Source organism: Pedobacter ginsenosidimutans (genome assembly GCF_001442625.1).
Lineage (GTDB): Bacteria > Bacteroidota > Bacteroidia > Sphingobacteriales > Sphingobacteriaceae > Pedobacter > Pedobacter ginsenosidimutans.
The window spans coordinates 352,471-377,760 of record NZ_LMZQ01000005.1; the positions used below are offsets into that span (position 1 = coordinate 352,471).

Below are 25,290 nucleotides of genomic sequence, written 5' to 3' on the forward strand. Positions count from 1 at the left end.
CGATTTGCATCGAGACCTTTTCTGTTCTTTTAAAATCAATTAAACTTTGATTTCAACTTCAACACCGCTAGGTAATTCAAGTTTCATTAAAGCATCAACTGTTTTAGAGTTAGAGCTATAAATATCCAATAAACGTTTGTAAGCGCATAATTGGAACTGCTCTCTAGCTTTTTTGTTTACGTGTGGAGAACGTAAAACAGTAAAGATTTTTTTCTCTGTAGGAAGTGGAATTGGTCCACTTACAACTGCACCCGTAGGCTTAACAGTTTTTACGATTTTCTCAGCAGATTTATCTACTAAGTTGTAATCGTAAGATTTTAATTTAATTCTGATTCTTTGGCTCATCTTATTTTTAATTATGGTTTCCTGTTAGAGCTATTAACAACAGAAACCGGATTTATCTTTTTAGTAGCAAGTATTAGTATCGAGTATCAAGACTGATAATCCATCTTGATACTTGATACCTTTATCTTAATACTAATTAATCTTCAGATTTTACTCTTCCTTTAGATTTAGCAACTACTTCATCCTGTACGTTTTTAGGCGCAGCTTCATAGTGGTCAAATTCCATTGTAGAAGTTGCACGGCCTGAAGTGATTGTACGTAACTGCGTTACATAACCAAACATTTCAGAAAGTGGCACAGTAGCTTTAATTACTTGAGATCCATTACGGGTATCCATACCTAATAATTGACCACGACGACGGTTCATATCACCGATCACATCACCCATGTTTTCTTCAGGGGTTAAGATTTCGATTTTCATGATTGGCTCCATCAAAGTAGGTTTACATTTAGGTAAAGCTTCACGATATGCCATACGGGCAGCAAGCTCGAATGATAAAGCATCTGAATCGACTGCGTGGAATGAACCATCAATCAAACGTACTTTCATATCAGGAAGCGGATAACCAGCTAATACACCATTAGCCATTGCAGCAGCAAATCCTTTTTCTACTGAAGGAATAAATTCACGTGGAATTGAACCACCTGTAATTTCGTTTACGAACTGTAAACCACCTTTTTCGAAATCAGCATCAATTGGTGAAATAACAACTTGGATATCGGCAAATTTACCACGACCACCAGATTGTTTTTTATATGTTTCACGGTGTTGAGTAGTACCAAAAATAGCTTCTTTGTATGCAACTTGTGGCGCACCTTGGTTAACCTCTACTTTAAATTCGCGTTTTAAACGGTCAATTAAAATATCTAAGTGTAACTCACCCATACCAGAGATAACAGTTTGACCAGTTTCCTGATCAGTCTGAACCCTGAATGTAGGATCTTCTTCAGCTAATTTAGCTAAGCCCATACCTAATTTATCAACATCAGCTTGAGTTTTAGGCTCAATAGCTAAACCGATAACTGGCTCAGGGAAGTTCATAGACTCAAGAACGATTGGGTTTTTCTCTTCACAAAGTGTATCACCAGTTTTGATATCTTTAAATCCTACTACCGCAGCAATATCACCGGCAGCCACATTAGGCACAGGGTTTTGCTTGTTAGCGTGCATTTGGAAGATACGGGAAATACGCTCTTTACTTTCTGAACGTGTGTTATACACGTAAGAACCAGCTTCTAAGTTACCCGAATAAACGCGGATAAAACATAAACGGCCTACGAATGGGTCAGTTGCAATTTTAAATGCTAAAGCTGCAAATGGCTCATTGATACTTGGTTTTAATAAAACTTCGGCACCTGTATCTGGGTTAGTACCTGTAACACCTTCTGAATCAAGAGGTGAAGGCAATAATTCCATCACGTAATCCAACATGGTTTGAACACCTTTGTTTTTGAAAGATGAACCACAAACCATAGGAACAATTTTAGCATCTAAAACAGCTGCACGTAAAGCATCTAAAATTTCGCGCTCGGTGATTGAATTTGGATCTTCGAAGAATTTCTCCATTAAAGACTCATCATAATCAGCAACTGATTCTAGTAATTTCTCTCTCCACTCAGCAACTTCGTCTAACATATCTTCTGGGATTGGCACTTCAGTAAAGGTCATACCTTTATCATGCTCATTCCAAACGATACCACGGTTGTTGATCAAATCAACCACACCTTTAAAGTTATCTTCAGAACCGATAGGTAATTGTAATGGAACTGCATTACTACCTAACATATCTTTAACTTGTTTAACAACTTTTAAGAAGTCAGCTCCAGAACGGTCCATTTTGTTAACGAAACCGATACGGGCAACATTATAGTTGTTAGCCAAACGCCAGTTGGTTTCTGATTGAGGCTCAACACCATCAACTGCAGAAAACAAGAACACTAAACCATCTAATACACGTAACGAACGGTTTACCTCAACGGTAAAATCCACGTGTCCTGGTGTATCGATAATGTTCATGTGGTAAGCCTGACCTCTGTATTTCCACTCAACCGTAGTTGCAGCAGAAGTGATCGTGATACCACGCTCTTGCTCTTGTGCCATCCAGTCCATTGTTGCAGCACCTTCGTGCACTTCACCAATTTTATGACTTACACCAGCATAATAAAGAATACGCTCAGTTGTTGTAGTTTTACCCGCATCAATGTGAGCCGCGATTCCAATATTTCTTGTAAATTTTAAATCTCTTGCCATGTTATGTTTTTGATTTATCTGATTTTAAATGATTACACCGATTATGTTAAAACAAATCGGTGTAATTTATCTAATCAGTATAATCTTCTAATTAAATCTGTGTAATCTTACTAATCTGTTAATCCTAAATTAGAATCTGAAGTGAGAGAACGCTTTGTTAGCCTCAGCCATTTTGTGCGTATCTTCTTTCTTCTTAACAGCAGCACCTTCACCTTTAGCAGCAGCTACGATTTCACCAGCTAATTTCTCTTTCATGGTTTTTTCGCCACGTTTACGAGCGTATAAAATTAACCATTTCATACCTAAAGCTGTTTTACGCTCTGGTCTAACCTCAGTTGGAACCTGGAAGTTAGCACCACCAACACGACGAGATTTAACCTCTACAGCTGGCATAATGTTAGTTAAAGCACGTTTAAAGATCTCTAAACCGTTTTCACCTGCTTTTTTCTCAGCAATTTCAACAGCATCGTAAAAAATTGAATAAGCGATAGATTTTTTTCCATCGTACATCATATTGTTTACAAAACGAGTTACCTGAACATCATTAAATTTTGGATCAGGAAGAATAATTCTCTTTTTTGGTTTTGACTTTCTCATTTCTTATTTCCTCCCGATTATTTCTTTTTACCTTTTGTTGGTGCCGCAACTACCTGTCCTGGTTTAGGACGTTTAGTACCATATTTAGAACGACGTTGGTTACGACCAGCTACACCTGATGTATCTAATGCACCACGGATGATGTGGTAACGTACACCTGGTAAATCTTTAACACGACCACCACGGATCAATACGATTGAGTGCTCCTGTAAGTTGTGACCTTCCCCAGGAATGTAAGCATTCACCTCTTTACCGTTCGTTAAACGAACACGGGCTACTTTACGCATTGCTGAGTTTGGTTTTTTAGGGGTAGTGGTGTACACACGTGTACATACACCTCTTCGCTGTGGACAGCTGTCCAACGCTGGAGACTTACTCTTGAACTCCAGTGCTACTCTACCTTTTCTAACTAATTGTTGAATGGTTGGCATTGTGCTTTTTTATGTTTTTTTATTAAAAAATTTACCGCTCCCCCGGCATCCTTGCAGATAGCCCATAAAACGGACTGCAAAAGTAGAACAATTCTTTTTAAAAATCAAGGGGTTAGCGTAAAAAGTTTTGAGTTTGCAATTATCAGTTTTCAGCTGAAGATTAAGGAGTTGCAAATTTTCTTTCCGGTCATCGTCATTGCGAACCGAAGCGGGAGAAATGGTGGTGGCGTGAAGCAATCTTTCTCGCCATAATATTCGGGCCTCTTAACATCATTCCATAATTATAAACTGTTATTTGGAAAGCAACCTCAGCCATCCTTAGGCTGGGTTCGGCCCCGTTCCAAAGGAACTCCTTCGGAGCTAATGTTACAAGCTCGTAAAGAACTCGCTTTCCACGTATATCGGGTTTAGTTAACAAAGTAAATCGATCCTATTAACGTTATAATTTTCTCCAGCCCATTTCTATATGCTTTAAAAAGCCTAAAACCACACATGCTTTAATTCTATAAAAGATTGTATTAAATACTTTATCTTTAATAAAAATCTAAATTATATGTTCTTAAGTATCATCGGGATTATTATCATTTTTGTTGGTTTTGCAGTATCAAACCAGAATAACGTTATTGGCCGCTACAGCAGTATTACCAAAATTATTGGTGTGGTACTGGTCATCATTGGCCTCTCTTTCTCCATATTTAAAGTTATTGATGCTGGCCAGGTTGGCGTTAAAACAGTTTTTGGAAAAGTAGATAACGACGTTTTATATAGTGGTTTAAACGTAATTAACCCCATTGCGGTAATTACGCCTTTTGATGTTAAAACCCAAAACTACACCATGTCTGGCGTGCATGATGAAGGCAATAAACAAACCGATGATGCGCTACGTGTTTTATCTGCAGACGGACTAGAAGTCATTATTGATCTTTCGGTACTATTCAGGGTAAAGGGAAGTGCCGCTCCAAATATTTTACGGGAAATAGGAACTGATTATCTGGAGAAGATTGTCCGCCCCGTTTCACGTACCGCTATACGCGATAATGCTGTTGCTTACGATGCCGTTGCATTGTACTCGAGCAAACGGGATGAATTTCAATCTAAAATATTTAATACCATTGAAAAGAGCTTTGCCAAAAGAGGTTTAGAACTCGAGCAGCTTTTGGTTCGTAACATCACTTTACCTGCATCGGTAAAAGCAAGTATCGAATCGAAAATAAACGCAGAACAAGATGCACAAAAGATGACTTTTGTACTCCAAAAAGAACGCCAGGAAGCAGAACGGAAAAGAGTAGAAGCACAAGGGATAGCCGATTATCAGCGTATCCTTTCAACAGGTTTAAGCGATCGCCAGCTCCAATACGAATCTATATTGGCTCAAAAAGAAATTGCAAAATCAGCCAACACCAAAGTTATTATTATGGGTAATGGCAAAAGTACACCAATTATTTTAGGTGGAAATTAATATTCAAGTGTTCCAAAAATGAAAACAAAAATCCTCACCATCGTATTCTGCAGCATCGCATACCTATGTAATGCACAAACTTCTTCAACAATTAAAAGAAAGGCTATTGTAGATTTTGATGCTTACGAAAAGCTCTTGCCCGAGGTTAAAGCCCATCGCAAAGGTAGGCTCGTAGATTTACCAACATTTTTAAAAATGGCTCAAGAGAAAGGCACCATTATTTTAGATACACGTTCTGATAGTCTATTTAAACGCAAACATGTTAAAGGTGCTATTCATTTAAATTTTTCTGATTTCACACAACAAAACCTATTAAGGATTATGCCAAGTGCAGATACCAAAATATTAATCTATTGCAATAATAATTTTATAGATGACCAGGCAAATTTTGCCAGCAAAGTAGTTTTGCCTGTTTTAATAAAGAAAAAAATAGCCCCAATTTCATTGGCCTTAAATATTCCTACTTATATTAATCTATATGGTTATGGGTACAGAAATGTATATGAGCTCTCCGAACTGGTAAGCACACGGGATAAACGAATAGCCTTCGAAGGAACTGAAATCAGAAGTGCTATTGCTAAAGCACGATGATAAAGCTAAAAATTAATTACAATCCTTAAAACTATCTTTCAGAACCTTCAGCCGTGCAACTGCGGCTTCTAATTCTTTTGGTGCTTTACCATACTCGTAAGTAATTTTATATTGTTTGCCATCGGCATTAATAGCAATCCACTCTGCTCCTCCATCAGCACAATCAGGGCAGCCAATTACTTCCGGCAAAGCCGAAATCTTCTCCAAATTCAATTCTTTTTTGATTGCGTTTATATCAGCTTCAGAAATTGTTTTGCTACAGGTTTTGGTATCAGCTGTTTGTCCGTTTTTTGATTTAGAAAAAGTAAGTTTCAGATCGCTAATAAGTAAATTATTGGAACAATAGCCCACACACATCCCAAATGACGATCCATAACCAATACTGTTTAGGGTTTTAATGTCGCCTTTTTTACACGCCGAAAAGGACAGGGTTATTAAAATTGTAAAAATGAGTGGTAAAGTTTTCTTCATATATTAAGCCTAATTCTATCCGAAGATACAAATATCGCGCTACATAGAAACAAACTAATCTCCACAACAATTGTATCAACATCAGGTAAAAATGAGCTGTATAATAGGGTAATTATTTTTAGTCCCCTAATTAACGGTATTACGTGGGTTGCTCCGTTGATTGTTTGCGCCTACCTTGGTTAACTTGTAATTTAGTGATAAATAAAAATACCGGGTGATGTTATTATACCTTACATCTTCAATCCGGCTACTATTTACAATTCTATCAATACTGGTATTCTGGTTTAAAATATCAAAGCCCTTTAAGCTTAAGGTTACCCTTCGTTTCATCAAATATTTATTGATACCTGCATTAAGCAAAAAGTAATTGTTATTAAACCCGTCAGCGCGGCCTGCTGAGCCAATATGATCCAAATCAGCTTCTATCCTTAAATCTTTAATGAATTCGTAACTCAGATTCAGAGAATTGTTTAGCGTAAAATATTTATTGTCAATCGCCGATTCGGCCGTATTATTTACTTTGGTATAAGCTACATAAGCATAAATACCAGCGTTAAATTTATCATCAATATCGTAGCTCCAGTTAATATTAGGACCGATTTCAAATCTGTTGGTGATGTTTTTAGCGCCACTGATAAAGTTTGTTCTATGTTCGGTAAAGAAATTTGCACCATAATTCATCCTTAAACCTTTAAGTTTTGATGGCATCCCAAAAAATGTTCCGGCACGCAGGTAATAATTACCATTTACGTTAATTGGCTTCACCGTTTGGATACCATTGTTATAGGTAATATCATTTCCGGTATCATCAAAAGATAGGTTGTAGAGGAAATATCCATTCCAATAGCGGTTATTATCAGGGCTAAAGGTATTAAAGTTCACCGATAGGCGATGGTTTTTCCGGGCTTCGAGATCAGGGTTTCCGATTCTTTGATATAATGGATTAGTATTGTTCTGTACAGGTTGCAGATCGGTAACCGAAGGCAGATTAACGCTTGCCCGATAATTGATCGCAATGGTTTGATTCGCTTTATTTTTAAAATTGACCGTTAAACGCGGCAATAAGTTGTAATACGATTTTTCAATATTGCCAATATTTGCACCAACATTATTAAATACATTGGCATTTAATAAACTTTCCTGTGCATTGAACCCGAAATTATAGGTCCAATCCTTTCCGGTGTAGATAAAACCTAAACCGGCAACTTGCTGACTGTTATGATTATCGAAAGTATTGGTTAAGGATGGCACAATGGTTTCGTAGCGATCGGTAGTCGGATTATAATCAAAGGTAATCTGCTGCGCATCAACAATGCTTCTTGTATAACCGTAAGCAAGGTTGGCACTCCACTTTTGATTTAACTGCCTGGCATAATTTCCGTTGATGGTATAGGTTTTTGAGGCATTTTCCTGATTCGCCTGCTGATTGATATTGGTAACCGAAGTATCACCACTTACATATTGATGAAGCAGTGATTGATTTAACCAGTCAGAATTAAAGGTATTCTGTGTGCCATTTAACCGGAGCGAAACCGAGCCTTTTTTATTGGCCAATCTCCTCAGCACGGTAAACTCGCCAAATAAGGATGGGGTGAAATTATGCTGATTGTAATACTGGCTTCCATCATTTGCTTTTCCGGTAGCATCAAAATTAGCATTGAATGCACGGTTGTTGATGTTGGTGGTACTGTTGAGGATCACATTTGGCCGAAATACCATGTCTGTTAACGAATCGGGATGGTATTCTGCCTTAAAATTAAAGCGGTGTGCCTGGTTATTACTATTGCGGTCGGTATTATCCAATGTGCGTAAAATATCGCCAGAGCTTAAGTCCTGAATATTGGATAGTTTATTACCTAAACCAGAAGAAAAATAAGTAAAATAACTTCCGCTAATGGCCAACTTATTATTTTTGCCCCAGGAGTTACTGTAATTTACCCCACCACTATGTGTGGTAAACAATCCGATAGCATTGTTATCAAAAACACCACTGCCGCCAATGGTGGTTTTACCATTGTTGTTATTGATGGAGAAACTTCCCCCCGCTGGTGGTGCGAAAATATTGCCAATGTTGCCTCCACTAAAACTGCTGAGGTCGTCGTAACCGAAACTGGCATCATTGGTATTGTTGCTCATGCCCAGAACAGCAAACTGCAGGTTTTTATTAAAGTGGTTGGCACTTAAATAACTTCCATATTTATCGGTTGTTCCCCCAGCAAGATTGGCGTTACCGAACCAGCCGTTTTTCTTATCTTCTTTAATGGTGAGGTTCAATACTTTTTCGCGCTGACCATCGTCAATGCCAGTGGCTTTCGCTTCCAGTGTTTTGCTGTCAATCAGCTGTACTTTGGCGATGGCATCTGCAGGGAGGTTTTTTGTTGCCGTTTTAGGGTCAGTGCCAAAGAAATCCTTACCGTCGACAGTTAAGCGCGTAACTTTTTGTCCCTGCACCAAAATACTTCCATCTTTATCAACGGTTACACCTGGAAGCTTCTTCAATAAATCTTCTACGGCGGCATTTGGCCTGGTTTTATAAGCATCGGCATTAAATTCTATGGTATCTTTTTTTACTGTGGCTGTAGCATAGCGGCCGCTTACAGCTACATCCTTTAGGGCAATAGCATCTTCTTCCAATTTTAAAGTACCAATGTTAACAGCCTTTCCGCTCAAATTGATGTTTTTGGTGATGGAATTATATCCCAACGCCGAAATCCTGATTTTGTAATCGCCATTGGCAACCGCATTAAAAGAAAATTCTCCGGCTTTGTTGGTTACCACACCTACTTTTTTGGTCGAATCAGTTTTACCCGATAAAATAATACCCACATATTCAATGGGCCGATTTGTTTTCCCATCAATAATTTTTCCATTTATATTACCTGCCTGTTGTGCGAAGACTTTCGTAGATAATACGCACAGGAACATCCATAAATAGGTTTTCATAGTTAAAATTGTCTTTTTTGTTGGTTTGTTTGATTAACCTTTTTTTAAGGTTTCGACTATAAGACACCAAAAACTGAAAAGTGTGACAGAAAAAAATATTTTTTTTTAAAAATAACCCTGAGGTGGGCCGAATTCCAAAGTTCGCCCCTACGTAGGTCTTAGAAACTTCGGTAGTCTGAGGGTTTTGATTATTAACAAAAAAAGCCTTCCAGTTTACCTGAAAGACTTTCCCTTTTTTAAGCTTTAGCTACTTTTTTTGTGTGCTTTTTATGATGTGTTTTATGACCTTTTTTAGTCTGTGATTTTTCGGTGCCTGCTTTTGCCGGAGTTGTGGTTTGAGCGCTTACGGCATTAATGGTAAAAGCTGCTACTAGTGCGATTACTAAAACTTTAATTGCTTTCATTTTCAAATAGATTAATGATGAATAAACCTTGTTATTTTGTTTATTAAATCTCGAAATTCTAGATGAAGATTCTATGAATTAAGGCAAGTCGAAAGCGAAGGTATATTTTAGCTTTTTTCCACTCAATACATACTCAGAAACTACCTTTCCGTCAACGAGGATTTTATATTCGCCTTTAGATTTATGTTTAGCAGTGGCAAAAGTTGTAAGCTGAACATGTGTTCCTGATTTTAAGGTTACGGGCTTTTCCCATGCACCGTTAATTTCTTTTAGTTCTGTCTGTTTTCCACTTTCATTGGTGTAAGCTACATCAGCTTTTAAACCATCGCCAAAGCTAGCCTGATAAACAACATTGTAACTTTCTTTTTTAGGAGTATCTATTTTGCCTTTCGACATGGAATAGAACGTTGTCATGGTTGAAATAGCGCAACTGCCCAGTACAAGCATCAGCAAAAAACAATAAAAAATATTCTTCATTAGATAGGGTTTAGATCAGGATGACGAGCGTTTTAAAGGAAGGGTTGCAAGATGAGATAATTATCAATGAGAGAATGATTGAATGAACTGAACAAATGCTGAGTTTGATCACTAGCACATTCAAATTCACTTATTCAATCATTAGATCTTATTTATGAAACGTATCAAGATATAATTCTTCTACCTTTTTACGGGCCCAGGGCATTCTTCTTAAAAATTTTAAGCTCGATTTTATAGTTTGATTATTGTTAAAACAATCAATCTTAATTAGTGACCCCAGTTTTTCCCAGCCATAATGTAGCTGAAGATCGGTTACAATTTTTTCTAAGGTGATACCATGTAAGGGATTGTTTTTTTGCTGTTCGGCCATGCTGCAAAGTTAAGGCAAAATTATCAGGGTTTATATTGCGCCATCCAAACATTTGCGCCGCCACAATCAGGGTCGTTTATTTTATGTGTAAGCACCTCAAATTGATTCGATTCGAGCAACGATCGATATTCATCAGTAGCTAAAGAAGCATGAAACAAGTTTTCACCGCCGTTTACCCCCCAAACCTCTCCTCTATCCGTTCCCGAGGTAAACAACAAAACACCATTTGGTTTAAGGTGACGCCTTAAAATACTGAACATACCGGGCTGATCATCAGCAGGGAGATGAAATAAACTGTGCCACGCAATTATCGCATCGAATTTTTCATCTAAATCAAGTTTACGCATATCCTTCAGCACAAATTGTGTGTCTGGAAAATTTAGTTTGGCCAATTCTAACATCTGCTCACTGGCATCGATTCCGAGAACGTTTACATTTTGGCTGATCAGATATTCCAATATAGGTTTTCCACTGCCGCAGCCCAAATCTAAAATACTTGCATTTGGAGGCAACCGCTTAAGTAAATCATCCAAATAGGTTTTCTCCTCTAAACCCGCATAGCGGTTTTCGGCAAACCACTTACCCATCTTATTGTAAGCTTTATAAGCGTTTTTGCGTTCTCCTTTTTCCATCTTAAAGTTTTTGAATTATCCAATGGCTGTGGCATCAATTTCTATTAGCATTCCACTTAAGGCCAATCTTTGTACCGGAATAAGTGTGTTTACCGGAAATTTCTGATCAGCCCATATTTTGTTCGATTCTTCAATCAGGATTTCGTGTTTCGCTTCATCATAATCAACCACCAATGTTGTCAACTTTGCAATATTGGCCATACCTAAATTCTTACTTTTTAAGGCTAAAGCGATATTTTCGAAGACAGTACTTACCTGCGTCCTGAAATCATCACTCAGTACGCCATCGGTTCTGCTACCACCCTGACCTGCAACAAATACAAGTGAGGAATTGGCTGAAACTGAAGCAACGTGAGAATATCCATGCGAACGGGGATCGTATATGCCTTCAGGGTTACTGATTTCTAAATTAGTTTTTTCCATTTGCTATAAATTAACTGGCGCTAAATTATTCGATAAGAATTAGTAAACCGTCGGTTGTTTGCAATAAAAAACCTCCTGATTTTAAAAGATCAGGAGGCTATAATGAATTATTCAGGCTAAATTAGTTACCTGTAGCTGTCCAGGTATTATTATCAGTATTCGAATCGGGTAATACCTTGTTAGGATCTAAAGTAACTGACTCGATCTCTTCAGTTGTTGGATAACGTACCAACCAGGTCGCGTTTTTCATCCAAACATCAACCGGAACTTTTACAATATCCGTTTTACCGCTTTTGGTTTTAACCTGCAGGATAATTGGCATTGGCATTTTCTCCAGGTTTACAACTTTAATCAGGTAGCCCATCAATTTATCGTCTTGCTTAACGGCCTCAACACCAGCAATAGCCTGATCCATTTTCCAGTTGTTTAACCACCAGCTTCTCCAGAACCAGGCTAAATCTTCGCCGGCCCCATTTTCCATTGAACGAAAGAAATCAAATGGGGTTGGATGTTTAAATGCCCAGTTTTTGATATATTGGCGGAAAGCATAATCAAAACGGTCTTCACCTAAAATCTGATTTCTCAAGATATCTAAGCCCCATCCTGGTTTATAATATAAATTAACGCCTATATTACGTTCTGCCATACCATCAGGCATTAACATCATGTTTTCATAAACCGGATTTCCGATGGTGCTTTTACCAACTTTATTCATATCGGTTGGCTGAGCAGCATACTCGCCTTTATTAAAACTACTTTTAGAAATACCATTGATAAAGGTATTGAAGCCTTCATCCATCCAACCATATTTACGTTCGTTAGAGCCTACAATCATAGGGAACCAGGTATGACCGAATTCGTGATCGATTACGCCCCATGCACCTGCTTTTTTAGCTTTCCAACCACAAAAAACAATACCAGGATATTCCATACCACCAACATTGGTTGCGACATTAACCGCCATAGGATATGGATATTCGAACCATTTGGTTGAATAGTGCTCAATGGTAGATTTTACATATTCTACACCACGGCCATATGCATCAACACCATTGCTTTCTACTGGTTGTGCAGAAACGGCCAGAGATTTTTTACCGCTTGGCAAATTGATTCTTGCTGCATCTAACACAAAAGATTTTGACGAAGCCCAGGCTGCATCGCGTGCATTTAAGATTTTAAATTTCCAGGTTAATTTATCTTTCGCCGGACGGGATTTTGGATCTGTTACCTCCTCTTCTGTACGGATGTGAACGGTAGCATCACTAAGTTTAGCGGCATTCCATCTTTTTAATTGTTCTGGTGTAAAAACCTCGGCTGGGTTTAATAATTCACCCGAGCCCATTACGATATGGGTTGCCGGTGCAGTAATGGCAAAATTAATATCGCCATACTCGCAATAAAATTCACCCCCGCCCCAGTAAGGCAAAGTATTCCATCCTAACACATCATCATATACACACATGCGTGGGAACCACTGTGCAATGGCAAAAATTTCACCATTTTTTGTGGTTAAATGTCCTGTTCTGTCCGATCCCTCTTTTGGTACAATAAACGAATAATCCATTTTAATCGTTACAATATCGCCATTGGCTGCCATTGGCTGGTCTAATCGGATCTGCATGCGCGTATCTTCTACCAAAGAAGTAAATTTTACAGCAGCAGCTTTTTGCGATACACTGATGTTCTGAATTTTATAGCCACCATCAAACTTTTCACCTTGCGCCCCATAACGGCTACGCGCTGGCGTAATGGCATAGCCACGTGAAGTTTCTTTAAAAGTATTCTGATCTAATTGCAGCCATAAATAGGGCAATTTATCGGGACTGTTATTTTTGTAAGTAATGGTAAGAGTACCAGTAACCGTGTTTTTTGTTTCATCGAGACTAGCTGTAATGTTGTAATCAACGCGGTTTTGCCAATATTTTGGCCCGGGTGCCCCAATTGCAGAGCGGAATTCATTCCCGTTTTGTGTATAAAATAGCGGTCCAAAGGCTTCAGCCGGGTTATAATTGGTAGCTGGCGCCGGTGTTGTAGCTTGCTGGGCCGATGCAGAAAAGGCAAAAACACAACAAACCAAACAAAAAGTTATTAGTTTAGTCAATTTCATGATAATAATAAGGTGTAATCAGGCGGTAAATATAAAAAATAACCACATATAGATTTATATGTGGTTATAATGTTACCAATGATGGGTATAATGCTACAGAATATTAATTCGCTTTTAATTTGGGTAGATCCTGAAGTTTTCTTTCTTGGGGGGTTAATTTTTTCCACGCTGCAAAGGCACGGGAAATATAATAAGCATAACGGTATGGCCTTTCTGCCTTTACTGTCTCTACCGAAGGGCGATAAATAATCATGAAGTTTTTAAGTTCCTCACCCTCTAGCTTGGTCATATCCGTAATGGCCTTTGCGGTAAAATTCTCATCAATTTCCTGGAGATACATTTCTTTTTCCTCCAAATCGGCCTCTTTTCGTTGTTGTCTTCGATATTTACCATAGCCAAGGTTTAGGTTTAAGCCACCAACCTTATCGGTCATACGCTTACGGTTTAGGTTTCCACCTGTACTCAATAGTGTATATTTTTCAGCTAATGGATCTTTCGCATCTGTAACCTGACTATTCATCCGCACTGCTGTAATATCTACATCTTTTAGACTGTTCGATTTAACCGGAAGATATATCGTTCTATTTAACAGGTTGGTTAAGTACAGCGTATCGGTATGATAGCCAACGGCAGAAAACTCTAAAAGATCGCCAATATTCGCACCAATGGTATACTTACCTTCTCTATTTGTACTGGTTGATTTTTTACTGTTCAGATTTCTGATACTAACACCAGGAAGAGAAAGCGTTTTTTTCGAGTAATCGAAAACCGTACCTGTAGTTACCGTTTGTGCAAAAACGCCAATTGGCAAGGCAAGCAATAGAAAAATGATCAGTTTGTACATACTCAAAAGTAACTTAGTTCGACATTTAAAAGCTGCATTTAACAAACTTTAACATTAGAACAATTGAATTAGGCTAGTGTTTTTAAATAATTGTCATCATCAAATCCAATTAATATGGCTTTGTTGTTTTGCTCAATAATCGGACGTTTTATTGCGCTGGTATTTTCTTTTAAATAAGCTATTGCCAAATCTTGGTTATCAATTTTAGCCTGCTCTTCTTTAGTGAGTTTTTTCCAGGTTAAGCCTTTACGGTTTAATACCGTTTCCCAACCGAAGGTATTACACCATTCATTTAATTTTTCAGTTGTAATGCCTTTTTTCTTGAAATCGTGAAATTCAAAATCAATCTGATGTGTTTTTAACCAATCGAGCGATTTTTTAACTGTATTGCAATTTGGAATTCCGTAAACGGTCATATAAATTATTGAATTTTGAATGAGTGAAGTATAAATGGAAAAATGTAAAATGGATGATGGTAACCAATCCAACAATCCGTTTCAAAGATAATAAAATTTGAATGTGGTGTCAGATATTTCTATCCAATGCAAAGCTCAACTGTCAATCAATTTTCCGGATCCAACAACAGTCAGATGGTAACATCTGACTGCACAACTAACCCGAAACCTGATCTTAAAATCAAATAATCCTAAAAATTCTAATCATTCATCCCATTTTTTAGCTCATCCATCACATTTTAAATATAGATGTAAATTCTCTTCGTAAAATTGTGGTATAAACTAAAACAAATGGTAATTCTATCAGGTAACCCATCTACAATAAAAACCAAAAGCATCAACCAGCTTGAATTTTGGATTTCTACAACACTATATGTGCTGGCCCTAATTGGTATCTGCTCATCCACAATCTATAACTCGGGCAATTCTTATCGTTTTGAAGAAAGCGGTATTGATTACAGTGTAATGGCAAACTTCTTTATTCCAGAATTATTTAAGATCACCAGTTTATATATCAGCTTTTTATTGTTCAATTTTTGCCTCATGCCCCAACTTGCAAATAAGAATAACATAACACTTAATCTTATTCTTACGGTTTTGGTTACAGCGTTCTCTGTAGTTGCGTGGATGGTTTACAATACCTATTCTCAAGCATACCGATTGGTTGAATATGACAACATCGATAACGCTTACGGGATCTTTTTTGGCGAAGCTTTTACTTATATTTTCTTTTTATATCTACTCTTTAATGCGTATGCCTATTTTAATGAGCGGGGCTTAGAATTACTAAAAAGAATCCCGGTATTAAAAAACTACCATAATAACATCGTTCCAGAACTCTTTGTAAGTACCAAAATCTGGCTGATTTCGCTCATGATTTTTGCAGCCGTACTTTCGGTAAGAATAGATTACGAAATACTGATCGTTTGGGTAATTGTACCACCGGTAAATATCTTTCTGGCTTTTTGCTCTATTTATTACGTTATTCCAAACCTCAGAAAGGATTTTAAAGGTTTTGGCCGGTATTTTTGGGGAAATGTAGGTTTAACCATTATCCTCTCACTCCTGCTGTTGATTGTCCTTATCCCTTTTATGCGCAATGGTGCTGTAGTGCCGATTACCTTAATTTTAAACGCCATATGCTTAATCTGCATTACTACGCCATCTGCATGGTATATTTATAAACATAAATTTGAAAAACAAAGCGAAATCCAGATGCTCAAAACGGAGTTGGGCAAATCGGATGCGAACCTTAATTTCTTAAAATCGCAGATCAATCCACACTTCTTGTTTAATGCTTTAAATACCTTATTCGGAACAGCTTTGCAGGAAAATGCAGAAAGGACGGGCGAAGGGATCCAGAAACTGGGTGATATGATGCGTTTTATGCTCCATGAAAATACCCAGGATAAAATTTCGTTAACCCGCGAGGTAGAATACCTGAACAATTATATTGATTTGCAAAAGCTCCGTACCTCCCGCTCTGCAGATATCAGAATTGATACACATATTGAAGAACAGTTGAATAACCTGCAGATTACACCAATGCTATTGATTCCGTTTATCGAAAATGCATTTAAACATGGTATTAGTTTGCAACAGCCTTCGTATATTAAAATTACCTTGCAAACCAAAGAAAAAACTTTGTATTTTGATGTAAGCAACAGCATTTATATTAAGGCAGATAATGATCCCGAGAAATTAAAAAGTGGCATCGGACTAGAAAATGTTAAACAACGTTTATCATTGCTTTATTACGGAAAACATGAGTTAATTATCCGTGAAAGTGCTAATGAATTTTTTGTTCATTTAACTTTGCAATTGGATTAGTCCTTCGACTTTGCTTATGGCAACCCATAATTTGTCATGTCAGTATAAATGATAATTTATCTGCGACTGTCACCCTGAGCGTAGTCGAAGGGTAGTAGATCAAAAATATCTGTTGGGATTAATCTTGATTTTATTATATTTAAAATGTCCTTCGACTCCGCTCAGGATGACAACACGCATTAGTATAAAGCGAAGATGAAGTACCGACAAGTAAAATAAAAATATGAAAACCTACACTGTTTATATTCTAAAATGTGCTGATAATTCATATTACACAGGGGTTACCAACGATATAGACAGAAGGCTTTATGAGCATGAAAATGCAATAAACGTTAATTGCTATACTGCAGAAAGAAGACCATTGGCGTTAGTGTTTTGTGAGCACTTTGAAGATATAAACGATGCGATAAGTTTCGAAAAACAAGTTAAAGGCTGGTCGAGAAAAAAGAAAGAGGCCATTATAAACGATAACTGGGATAAACTTAAAGCGTTATCCATTTGTAAAAACATTACAAGCCATACAAATTTCACAAAGTAATAGGTTTCGACTACGTTCCGCCTGACATCCAACAAGACAAATAAAAAATGATTGCCATTGCTATAGATGATGAACCAATTGCATTAGAGATCATAAAATCTCACGCCTCAAAAGTTCCATTTGTAACATTGCAACAAACTTTTACCGATGCCTTTGCAGCCATCAGCTATCTTCAGCAGAACAAGGTTGATTTAATTTTTCTGGATATCAAAATGCCAGATATCAGTGGAATTGATTTTTTAAAGAGTTTGAGCAAACCACCAATGGTTATTTTTACAACAGCCTATACAGAGCATGCTGTGCAGAGTTTTGAACTCGATGCTGTAGATTATCTGCTAAAACCTTTTTCACTTTCGCGTTTTTTAAAGGCTTGCAATAAAGCCCAGGAACTCTTTAACCTGCGCAATCAGAAGCAGGAAACAAAAACAGAATATATTTTCGTAAAAGATGGTTACGAGCAAATTAAGGTAGAGTTGGACGAAATTCTTTATGTAGAAGCCTCAGGCAATTACACCCAGATACAACTAAAAGATAAACTTTTAAGCTCAAGGATTACCATTAACGATTTGGCCGAACTATTGCCAAAAGCAGATTTTATCCGTTGTCACCGGGCATTTATTGTAGCTAAAAATAAAATATCCAAATTTGACCGCAGCCAGATTTGGATTGGAGAAAAAATTATTCCTATAGGTGCAACTTATACCAGTATTAAACTTACTTAATGTAATTTAAGTGGTTGTATCATATAGGCGATTTCACCTTAGATGATGTCATGTTGAGCTTGTCGAAACACCTTAAAGAGTATTTAAGCAGGTCCGTCGACAAGCTCTCCGTAGGAGTCCTTTGGACAGGATGACAAATCTATATTTATGATTCAACCACTTGTACTTCGTTAGTTAGCCCCCTGAAATAAATTACCTTCGGTGAGCTCGGTTTACTCCGTAGCTTTCCGCTTCGCTCCAGGTCAGGGTGACGCCCAACATCTTAAGGTTTCACATTTACCCTTATCCCTGCTGAGTGTGTGGTAAACTCTGGTGCATACATACTTTGCAAGCTTGTAATTCCATTTGAAAAATTTCCGGCATGCGTAACCCGCAATGGATATTCAAATACGTAGGTTCCTTTTGGCATATAACTGATAAAGAAATTGGTTGAAGCATCTTTTGTACTTTCGTAATAACCTAAACCATCCTGATATTTATACCTGGAGATTACGTTTACAGGTTCAAAACCCGATGAACGCATATCCTTCAAATGAATATATTCCATATCCCGATCGCAGTAAATTTCAATACGCACTTTCAATAAATCGCCAGGGGCCAAAATATTGGTTGCCGTAAGTGGTGTCAAAACATCGCCTTTAGCGCTAGCTTTTTGGACAAACAATTGTTTGTTGATTTTAATACCTGTGTTGGCCGGGGTAATTTTATCCAGTTGCTCAAAATATTGCCAGTACATTGCACCCCAGGCTACAGTCTGGTTGTTGTTTTTAACCTGTACTTTCCCCATTTCTGGTTTTACATTAGCCGCTGCAATGGTTAATTTTTGATAACCCGTTCCGGCTTCTTTTAGGGCATTAGGCTGTAGCAGATCTGTTATTTTTTGACCGCCAATAGTTATTTCTGGCTCATTGCGCTCTGTCAGAAGGTTAGTACCTTTCATTAGCAATGCATAACACGCCGCCGTGGTGGCTTTAGTTGTTTTCCAATCATTGGTCTGTTTGTTTTTGAGCAACCAGATTTTCATTTCCTCCACCGATTTGGCATCGTTAGTCACTTCGTCGAAAGCCTCTATTAGTAAAGCCTGTGTTTCTATCGGGCTTTGGTACCACCACCAGCCAGCTTTATTTGTAGCCCAGTACATGCCGAGTTCATCACTTTGCTGAGCCGTTTGATTTAATAACGTAATGATTTTTTTGGCTTCTACCTCATTGCTGTTTCTATTTAAAACCAAGGCAGTTTGTGCCAACTGGTAAGTATCAAAGGTTTTCCAGCTTGCTATTAATTTTTTCAGATAGAAATCTTTAGCCTTTAAAAAATCTGCATTGTTATTTTTTTGATTGGTGTAGCTTCTGGCGAATAGATAGTGCAACGGCAAATAGGCAAAACGTTTTCCTTTCACTTCCTCCTTGTAATCCTTAACCAGCTGTGCATCTAAATAAATAATGGCTTTGTTAAGCATTACATTAAAACTAGGATAAGCTTTTTCGTCAATCAGTTTTAATTTTTTTAACTGGCTCATTCCTAAAACAATGTGCTGTGTGATGTACCGATCTTCTTGCATGCCATTAAACCACGGAAAAGCACCGTTATTAAACTGCATTTTCTCTAACTTTTCGAAATTGTTTTTCAACTCGTAAGTCATTCTGTTTAAATCGAAAAGTATGGCTAAACGTTTTTTACGCTCGTTTTCATTATCGGCATTACGTACCCAAGGTGTTTCTTCTAACAAGATTGATTTGAGCTCCTGGTTTTTCTCCAGGTTGGATAAGAGGGCTTCGCCATTATTTGTATTTTGCCATTGTTCGAAAACGGTTTTAATTTTTGGCGAGGAATTAATAATACCTGTGGCAAAACTATTGGCATAAAACCGGCTAAAAGTTTGTTCAGCGCACTCATAGGGGTATTCCATTAAATAAGGTAATGCCTGCACGGCATACCAGATGGGATTTGAAGTAAACTCGAAAGTTAAGCTCTGGTTGCGTAAGGTTTTTGAAGCTCCTGATTTCTCCAGCTTCTCAAATTCGAAAGTTTTACTGGTATTACCACGCACGTTTATGGGCATACTTTCGGTAACCAACATGGCATTTGCCAAAACCGGAATGGTATTTTCTTCACCATCGCTAAACTTGCCACTTTGGGCCAAAACTTTGTAGGTAATTGCATTAATTCCCGACGGAATAATTAATGTCCATTTTAAAACCGTATTGTCTGCATCATCAACTTCAAAAGTTTTTTCGTTTTTTTCGTTTGCTCCAAAAATCTGGATCGGTTTAGCCGTTAAGGCATCTGTGAGTGCTAAACTGGCATTGCCGATAAGTTTTTTGCCTGCCAGATTATTTAGTTTGGCGCTTAATAAAATGGTATCCCCTTCGCGGAAAAAACGCGGGGCATTAATGGCAATGGCCAATTGTTTCTGGGTAACCAATTCGTTGGTGATGGATGCGGTTTTTAAATCTTTGGTATGTGCAAACCCCATCATTTTATAGCGTGTTAAACTTTGCGGGATGGTAAACTCGATCTTGATTTCGCCTTTAGCATCAGTTAACAATTGAGGATAAAAAAATGCAAGCTCGTTAAAGTTGGTGCGTGGGATAATATTTTTGTTTTTAAGGGATTCTATTTCCTGACCTGGTGTTGGATCTTTCTGATCAATTGGCGCCCTAGCACTTGAGATTAAATCTTCAATTGCATTATTATCTGCAGCCCTACTGCCATAAATAGCTTCTGTAGCCACACCTGCTACCTTCCCTTGCAAGCTAGCTGAACCTCTGATCTGTATCGCTGCACTTGTCATCTCCTTTTTCTGCGCCCCATAGCCCACAACTACTACTTCATTTAAAGCATTCCCATCTTCTTTCAATATTACATCGACCCGTTTTTTATTGCCAATTTTTACAGCATATCTCTTATACCCTATAAAAGCGAAATTCAGTGTCTCCCCTATTTTAGCATCAATGGTGTAAATGCCAAAAATATTTGTACTTGTAGTAATCTTACCACATTTGATCTGTACACCTGGAACCGGCTCACGCTGACTATCGAACACCACCCCATAAATTAATTTACCTTTTTCCAGTTCAGCCAGTTTTTTTACAGCTTCGGGAGATAAGCCCTTTCTTTTAGGCCTTTGTAAACTGTTCATATAATTACGGTAACCATTGTTGTAACCGCCGTAATAATTGTAACCGAATAAATTAAGATTTTCGTAACCACGTGCAATTACGCCATAATTATTTTCAGACCTTAAAAACCATAAATAACCTGCGTTAGCGACATCATTTACATTGAAGTTCCAAGTGTAAAAATAATAGTTAAAGCCTGTTGGTAACTGCGTATTCCAATCCATTCTTTTCAGGTCGTCCAAACTTGCGTCGTATAGCGTAGCCACCATTTCGGCCATCTGCTTTTCGCCATTTTTATTACTGATCTGTAGTTTCCAGCTTTCTTTTTCACCGGGCTGAAGCTTATTTCTAAAGGTTAAAAACTTAACATCTAACTCTTTTTTCGGATCTATAATTTTAACCTGTTGCATAGAACTGTAAACCATACCTTGATGTACCATGGTAAATTGTACGGCAAAACCATCCTCGTAATTACCTTTCGGTTTAATTTTAACAAAACTTTGTTTTGGCGATAGGTTAAGCCATACCTTTTCGGCTATACTATCACGATAATAAACTTCATAATAAGCCCTGCTGTTATCGGCTAAGCCTGCCAAGCGGAAAACAGCACTCTCAGTCGGTTTAATTACGCTTACTTCAGGAGCAATCCATTCGATATTAGATTGTATCGTTGCAGGCGCTTCATTATAGATAACTAAATACTTATCTACTTTAATGGTATCGTTCTGCTCATTTATGGCTATTAAACTGATTTTATAATAACCTGGTTTTAGATTTTTCTGATTGAAGATTAAATTCCCCCGACCACTTTTAGCAGTCGGGTTTTGTTTTAATTCTACCGATTTTATTGGCCATTTGGCTACTTCGAGTTCGTTGTTATAATCCTCATCAGGAAACCGCTTAATAAATTCCTCTTTGCTTAATGCATAGTTTTCGGCATAAAACGGACTCTTGTTCATTAACCTGGATGGCGCTTGCAATAAACTCCATTCTGCCTTAACATTGGCTTTAATAGGTTCGTTGTTTAAATTGGTTACCCAGAATGGGATACTATCGGTTTTGTTGCTTACATAAATAACCTGCTCGGTACTGATATTAAGATTGATATCTTTTTGCCCCACATTTATAGTTGTGGTTTTCGTTCGGGTTTCGCCATTTAAATCTGTTACCTCAGTTTCAATTTCATAGCTATAATTTTGTTTGGTATTGGTGGCCTTTGCAAAAAAGGTAATATCGAATCTGCCACCTGGTTTAGTATTTGTTTTGCCAATGGCAATCTGTTTTCTTTCGCTATATATATTTGAACCATAAATAGCACTACGCTGCGTGTAGGTTAAACGATAATCGTACATCGCCCTGTGGAAAACTTTATAATTTACTTTTGCATTATTTACGGAATATCCTGAAAATGAACTGGCCTTGGCCTGTACTTTAATGCTGTCGTTCAATTTGTAGTGCTGATTAGGCTTATCAAAAACCACTTCGAAAGTCGGTCTTTTATATTCCTCAACCTGTACAGCAATACGGCCATAATCGGTTTCAATTTCCATCTGGCCATTTAATTTCCCCATCGGGATACTAAAAGATCCCTGAAAAGTGCCAAAATCATTGCTGGTAACATTATTTGATGCTATTTCCTTACCATTCGCATCATTAAAAAATACCTCAAGTGCCTTATTTATTTCTATTTTATTTTTACCATCTTTCGATTGCAAGCATATACCCTTGTAATAAATGGTTTGCCCTGGCCGATAAATAGGTCTATCAGTAAAAAGAATTACACGTTCTTTATCATCGTCATCCCGATAGGTATTATAATTATTGATGTTTAATTTCAATTCGTCTTTCCCGAAAGTAGCCACCGCAAAAGACATATTCCCATCGGTTTCATTTGTAATTGCATAACCATTTTCATCAGTGGTAATTAAATCGCCATTAATGTATTTCCGCTTATTATAATCATATCGCTGTTGCTGGATTTTAACATTTTTTAAGGGTGCACCGTTGCTAAGCTGGCTAACAAAATATTCATGTTTTTCAATATTGCGCCTGTTAATTACAGCCATTGCAGTAACCTTAAAATTAATATTGCTATAAACAGTATCTTTTTGTTCGCGGTTAACAGTTTGGGCAATCAAGGTATAATTACCAAAGGGTAAACCGCCTATTTTATCAATTAAGGTATGGCTTTGGTAATCGCTGGTTTTGGGTACAATGACAAACCATTTTTTGATTACTTTATTCTGATTAAAAAAAGCTAAAAAGTCATCCTTGTTTTTAAACTGTTCGTAATCATTTTGAGGTTCGGGTGCTTTAAAAAGCCTAATATGTACTGTATCTGTATTTTTATATGATAAATACAACTGTGCAGATTTATCTGGCTGGATATATCCTTTTATTTTAATTGATAATTCGCTGCTTTTAATCTGCTTGATTAAATTTTCTGCATTTTGCGCGCCTATACTTTTGGGATAGCTATCAACAGCTCTTTTGGCTAAAACAACGGCTGTTAAAAGATTTTGTCTGTTGGTATCAACAGGTAATTGCGCATTTTTATGCATAAGGGCCTGTTCATATAAAATATCGGCATAAACTTCAGTTTGATTGCTTTGTTCGGCTAAATTACTCAAAGCATTATTGTACAATTCCTGATTATCGCCACTAAAATTTCGTTGTATAAATTTTAAGCGTTTTAAATCAACATCGGCCAATGCCGAAAAGTTATTGCTGTTTTGATGAAATCTGATCAGGTTTTTAAACAACTGCAAAGCTTGCGGTTTAAACAATGTACTGTCATTTGTGAGTTCCATCGCCAAAAAAGCCTGTCTGCTGCCAAACCAGGCAGCATTGCTCATATCAATTGAGTCATCATCATATTGTGTAAGGTTAATCTGCGTATTGCTAAAAACATCGATGGCCCGGTGTACAAGCAGATCATACAGCGTTGGCCTATAATTCCGGTTAGTTTTATCACCGGCTAAAACGGCATCCAAAACATCGACTTTAGTTTGTTGCAAAATTTCAGCTTCCTTCAACGATAACAGGTAGTATTTTATCGTTTCCTCATTTAGTTTTTTAATGCTCCAGGTTTTAATGTCATTGCCAATATCGCCCTGTACTTGTGTCCGCGATCCAATTTGCCACCTATTTTGTTGCAAATAATTCCAATATGTTTCGGCTAAAAGCGATTGTAAAATGCTTTTTTCGGGTTGTTTGGCATTGCTGATATCTGTGCGCAGGTCAATCAAAATTTTATCAAAGGCATTCTCTTCTAAATAGCTTTGAAACATCATCCGGTAGATAACCGATTTGATCAGCAATGGTGCATTGTTCTCTTTCTGTGCCGCTTGATTTATTTTTTCGATCAAAGCCAGGGCATCCTTGGGTTTGGCTTGGTTAGCAAGAGAGTCAACCCGATAAAAATCTGCCAGCGTATATTTATGCTGAGCAGAAACACCGAAGGAAAACAAAAAGGTAAAAAGAAATAAAGCGGAGATACGTAATGATATGTTCATAAGATGGCTTTGCGTTTTAATATAGATGGGCAGAACGTAAAAATTCCATAAGCGGTTAAAATTTTATCTGATTATTATACTAATCTAACTATAACTGAACTAAATGTTACAAGTAACAAACATTAAGGTTTTTAACATTCGAAGCATAACATTATCTTTGCCCCATGTCAACACAATTAAAAAATCTATCTGATTTCTCTCACACCACCGTTCCTAATGGAGCAAACTATAAATTCGGAATTATTGTAGCCGAATGGAATGCCGAAATTACCGGTGCTTTGTACAATGGTGCATTAAAAACATTGTTAGCTAATGGTGTTGCCGAAGAAAATATAATTTCTTTACCTGTACCGGGAAGTTTCGAATTAACAGGTGGTGCAGAAATTCTATTAAGCAAAAGAAGCGATATAGATGCTGTAATTTGTTTAGGATGCGTGATTCAGGGTGATACCAAACATTTCGATTTTATTTGCGATGCAGTAGCACAGGGTATAACCAATGTTGGCATTAAATACAGTAAACCAGTTATTTTTGGTGTTTTAACTACCAATAACTTAGAGCAGGCACAAGATCGTGCTGGTGGCAAACATGGCAACAAAGGCGATGAGGCTGCTATTACAGCGATTAAAATGGCTGATTTTTCTGCTCAAATTTAAACTTGCGTTTTAATAATTATTTGTAACTTAGAAGTTTAAAAAATTATCAGATCCGATGAAATCATCATGACCAGTTCATGATCGCTTCATTACCATTGAAACAAACT

General features: G+C 37.4%; 21 protein-coding genes. 6 read left to right on the forward strand and 15 right to left on the reverse strand.

All coding sequences use genetic code 11. From position 1 onward, the window contains the following. Nucleotides 1-39: 39 nt before the first annotated feature. From rpsJ to rpsL, 4 genes are all read right to left on the reverse strand, one after another. A complete protein-coding gene (gene rpsJ, locus ASU31_RS09975; RefSeq protein ID WP_008244591.1) occupies nucleotides 40-345 on the reverse strand; it encodes a 30S ribosomal protein S10 in 306 nt (101 codons plus the stop codon). 136 nt (nucleotides 346-481) lie between these two features. Further along, on the reverse strand, nucleotides 482-2,596 hold the full coding sequence (gene fusA, locus ASU31_RS09980; protein WP_057932167.1) for an elongation factor G: 2,115 nt from the start codon (nucleotides 2,594-2,596) through the stop codon (nucleotides 482-484). A 129-nt stretch (nucleotides 2,597-2,725) separates the two neighbouring features. Continuing rightward, complete coding sequence (gene rpsG, locus ASU31_RS09985; protein ID WP_029278632.1) at nucleotides 2,726-3,193, reverse strand: 30S ribosomal protein S7; 468 nt, start codon at nucleotides 3,191-3,193, stop codon at nucleotides 2,726-2,728. A gap of 17 nt (nucleotides 3,194-3,210) precedes the next feature. Next, nucleotides 3,211-3,624 (reverse strand): 30S ribosomal protein S12, encoded by a 414-nt coding sequence (gene rpsL / locus ASU31_RS09990; protein WP_029278631.1) that lies wholly within the window; start codon nucleotides 3,622-3,624, stop codon nucleotides 3,211-3,213. A gap of 553 nt (nucleotides 3,625-4,177) precedes the next feature. On the opposite strand from rpsL, the gene ASU31_RS10000 reads away from it, so the two are divergent. Further along, nucleotides 4,178-5,083: a prohibitin family protein gene (locus ASU31_RS10000; RefSeq protein ID WP_057932169.1), complete on the forward strand. Its 906-nt coding sequence runs from the start codon at nucleotides 4,178-4,180 to the stop codon at nucleotides 5,081-5,083. An 18-nt stretch (nucleotides 5,084-5,101) separates the two neighbouring features. Next, nucleotides 5,102-5,674 carry a rhodanese-like domain-containing protein gene (locus ASU31_RS10005; RefSeq protein ID WP_057932170.1) on the forward strand — a complete coding sequence of 191 codons (573 nt, stop codon included), beginning with the start codon at nucleotides 5,102-5,104 and terminating at the stop codon, nucleotides 5,672-5,674. Between the two features lie 12 nt (nucleotides 5,675-5,686). Here ASU31_RS10005 and ASU31_RS10010 read toward each other — a convergent pair whose 3' ends face one another. The 10 genes from ASU31_RS10010 to ASU31_RS10050 form a co-directional block, all read right to left on the reverse strand. Continuing rightward, on the reverse strand, nucleotides 5,687-6,145 hold the full coding sequence (locus ASU31_RS10010) for a hypothetical protein (RefSeq protein WP_057932171.1): 459 nt from the start codon (nucleotides 6,143-6,145) through the stop codon (nucleotides 5,687-5,689). 126 nt (nucleotides 6,146-6,271) lie between these two features. Continuing rightward, nucleotides 6,272-9,088, reverse strand: coding sequence for a TonB-dependent receptor (locus ASU31_RS10015; protein ID WP_057932172.1), 2,817 nt, complete (start codon nucleotides 9,086-9,088; stop codon nucleotides 6,272-6,274). Between the two features lie 236 nt (nucleotides 9,089-9,324). Beyond that, complete coding sequence (locus ASU31_RS27435) at nucleotides 9,325-9,492, reverse strand: hypothetical protein (RefSeq protein WP_157257957.1); 168 nt, start codon at nucleotides 9,490-9,492, stop codon at nucleotides 9,325-9,327. 78 nt (nucleotides 9,493-9,570) lie between these two features. Next, a complete protein-coding gene (locus ASU31_RS10020; RefSeq protein ID WP_057932173.1) occupies nucleotides 9,571-9,969 on the reverse strand; it encodes a hypothetical protein in 399 nt (132 codons plus the stop codon). Nucleotides 9,970-10,117: 148 nt separating this feature from the next. Beyond that, complete coding sequence (locus ASU31_RS10025; RefSeq protein WP_057932174.1) at nucleotides 10,118-10,339, reverse strand: VF530 family protein; 222 nt, start codon at nucleotides 10,337-10,339, stop codon at nucleotides 10,118-10,120. Nucleotides 10,340-10,362: 23 nt separating this feature from the next. Beyond that, a complete protein-coding gene (locus tag ASU31_RS10030; protein WP_057932175.1) occupies nucleotides 10,363-10,971 on the reverse strand; it encodes a class I SAM-dependent methyltransferase in 609 nt (202 codons plus the stop codon). A 15-nt stretch (nucleotides 10,972-10,986) separates the two neighbouring features. Then, entirely contained in the window at nucleotides 10,987-11,394 is a 408-nt protein-coding gene (locus ASU31_RS10035) for a RidA family protein (protein ID WP_057932176.1), read from the reverse strand. A gap of 121 nt (nucleotides 11,395-11,515) precedes the next feature. Continuing rightward, nucleotides 11,516-13,501 (reverse strand): M1 family metallopeptidase, encoded by a 1,986-nt coding sequence (locus tag ASU31_RS10040; protein WP_057932177.1) that lies wholly within the window; start codon nucleotides 13,499-13,501, stop codon nucleotides 11,516-11,518. 103 nt (nucleotides 13,502-13,604) lie between these two features. Then, the gene (locus tag ASU31_RS10045; RefSeq protein WP_057932178.1) at nucleotides 13,605-14,345 is read right to left on the reverse strand and encodes a carboxypeptidase-like regulatory domain-containing protein; all 741 of its coding nucleotides are present in this window, start codon (nucleotides 14,343-14,345) and stop codon (nucleotides 13,605-13,607) included. Nucleotides 14,346-14,413: 68 nt separating this feature from the next. Next, nucleotides 14,414-14,761, reverse strand: coding sequence for a Spx/MgsR family RNA polymerase-binding regulatory protein (locus ASU31_RS10050; RefSeq protein WP_057932179.1), 348 nt, complete (start codon nucleotides 14,759-14,761; stop codon nucleotides 14,414-14,416). 330 nt (nucleotides 14,762-15,091) lie between these two features. Here ASU31_RS10050 and ASU31_RS10055 point away from each other — a divergent pair, with 330 nt between their 5' ends. The 3 genes from ASU31_RS10055 to ASU31_RS10065 all read left to right on the forward strand — a co-directional run bounded on the left by ASU31_RS10055 (nucleotide 15,092) and on the right by ASU31_RS10065 (nucleotide 17,890). Continuing rightward, the gene (locus ASU31_RS10055) at nucleotides 15,092-16,630 is read left to right on the forward strand and encodes a sensor histidine kinase (RefSeq protein ID WP_057932180.1); all 1,539 of its coding nucleotides are present in this window, start codon (nucleotides 15,092-15,094) and stop codon (nucleotides 16,628-16,630) included. Between the two features lie 223 nt (nucleotides 16,631-16,853). Further along, nucleotides 16,854-17,168, forward strand: a complete 315-nt coding sequence (locus tag ASU31_RS10060) for a GIY-YIG nuclease family protein (protein ID WP_057932181.1) — start codon at nucleotides 16,854-16,856, stop codon at nucleotides 17,166-17,168. 47 nt (nucleotides 17,169-17,215) lie between these two features. Then, entirely contained in the window at nucleotides 17,216-17,890 is a 675-nt protein-coding gene (locus ASU31_RS10065; protein ID WP_057932182.1) for a LytR/AlgR family response regulator transcription factor, read from the forward strand. A 262-nt stretch (nucleotides 17,891-18,152) separates the two neighbouring features. Here the strand turns inward: ASU31_RS10065 and ASU31_RS10070 are convergent, their stop codons facing one another. Then, on the reverse strand, nucleotides 18,153-24,527 hold the full coding sequence (locus tag ASU31_RS10070) for an alpha-2-macroglobulin family protein (protein WP_057932183.1): 6,375 nt from the start codon (nucleotides 24,525-24,527) through the stop codon (nucleotides 18,153-18,155). Nucleotides 24,528-24,691: 164 nt separating this feature from the next. On the opposite strand from ASU31_RS10070, the gene ribH reads away from it, so the two are divergent. After that, a complete protein-coding gene (gene ribH, locus ASU31_RS10075) occupies nucleotides 24,692-25,183 on the forward strand; it encodes a 6,7-dimethyl-8-ribityllumazine synthase (RefSeq protein ID WP_057932184.1) in 492 nt (163 codons plus the stop codon). Nucleotides 25,184-25,290: the final 107 nt, after the last annotated feature.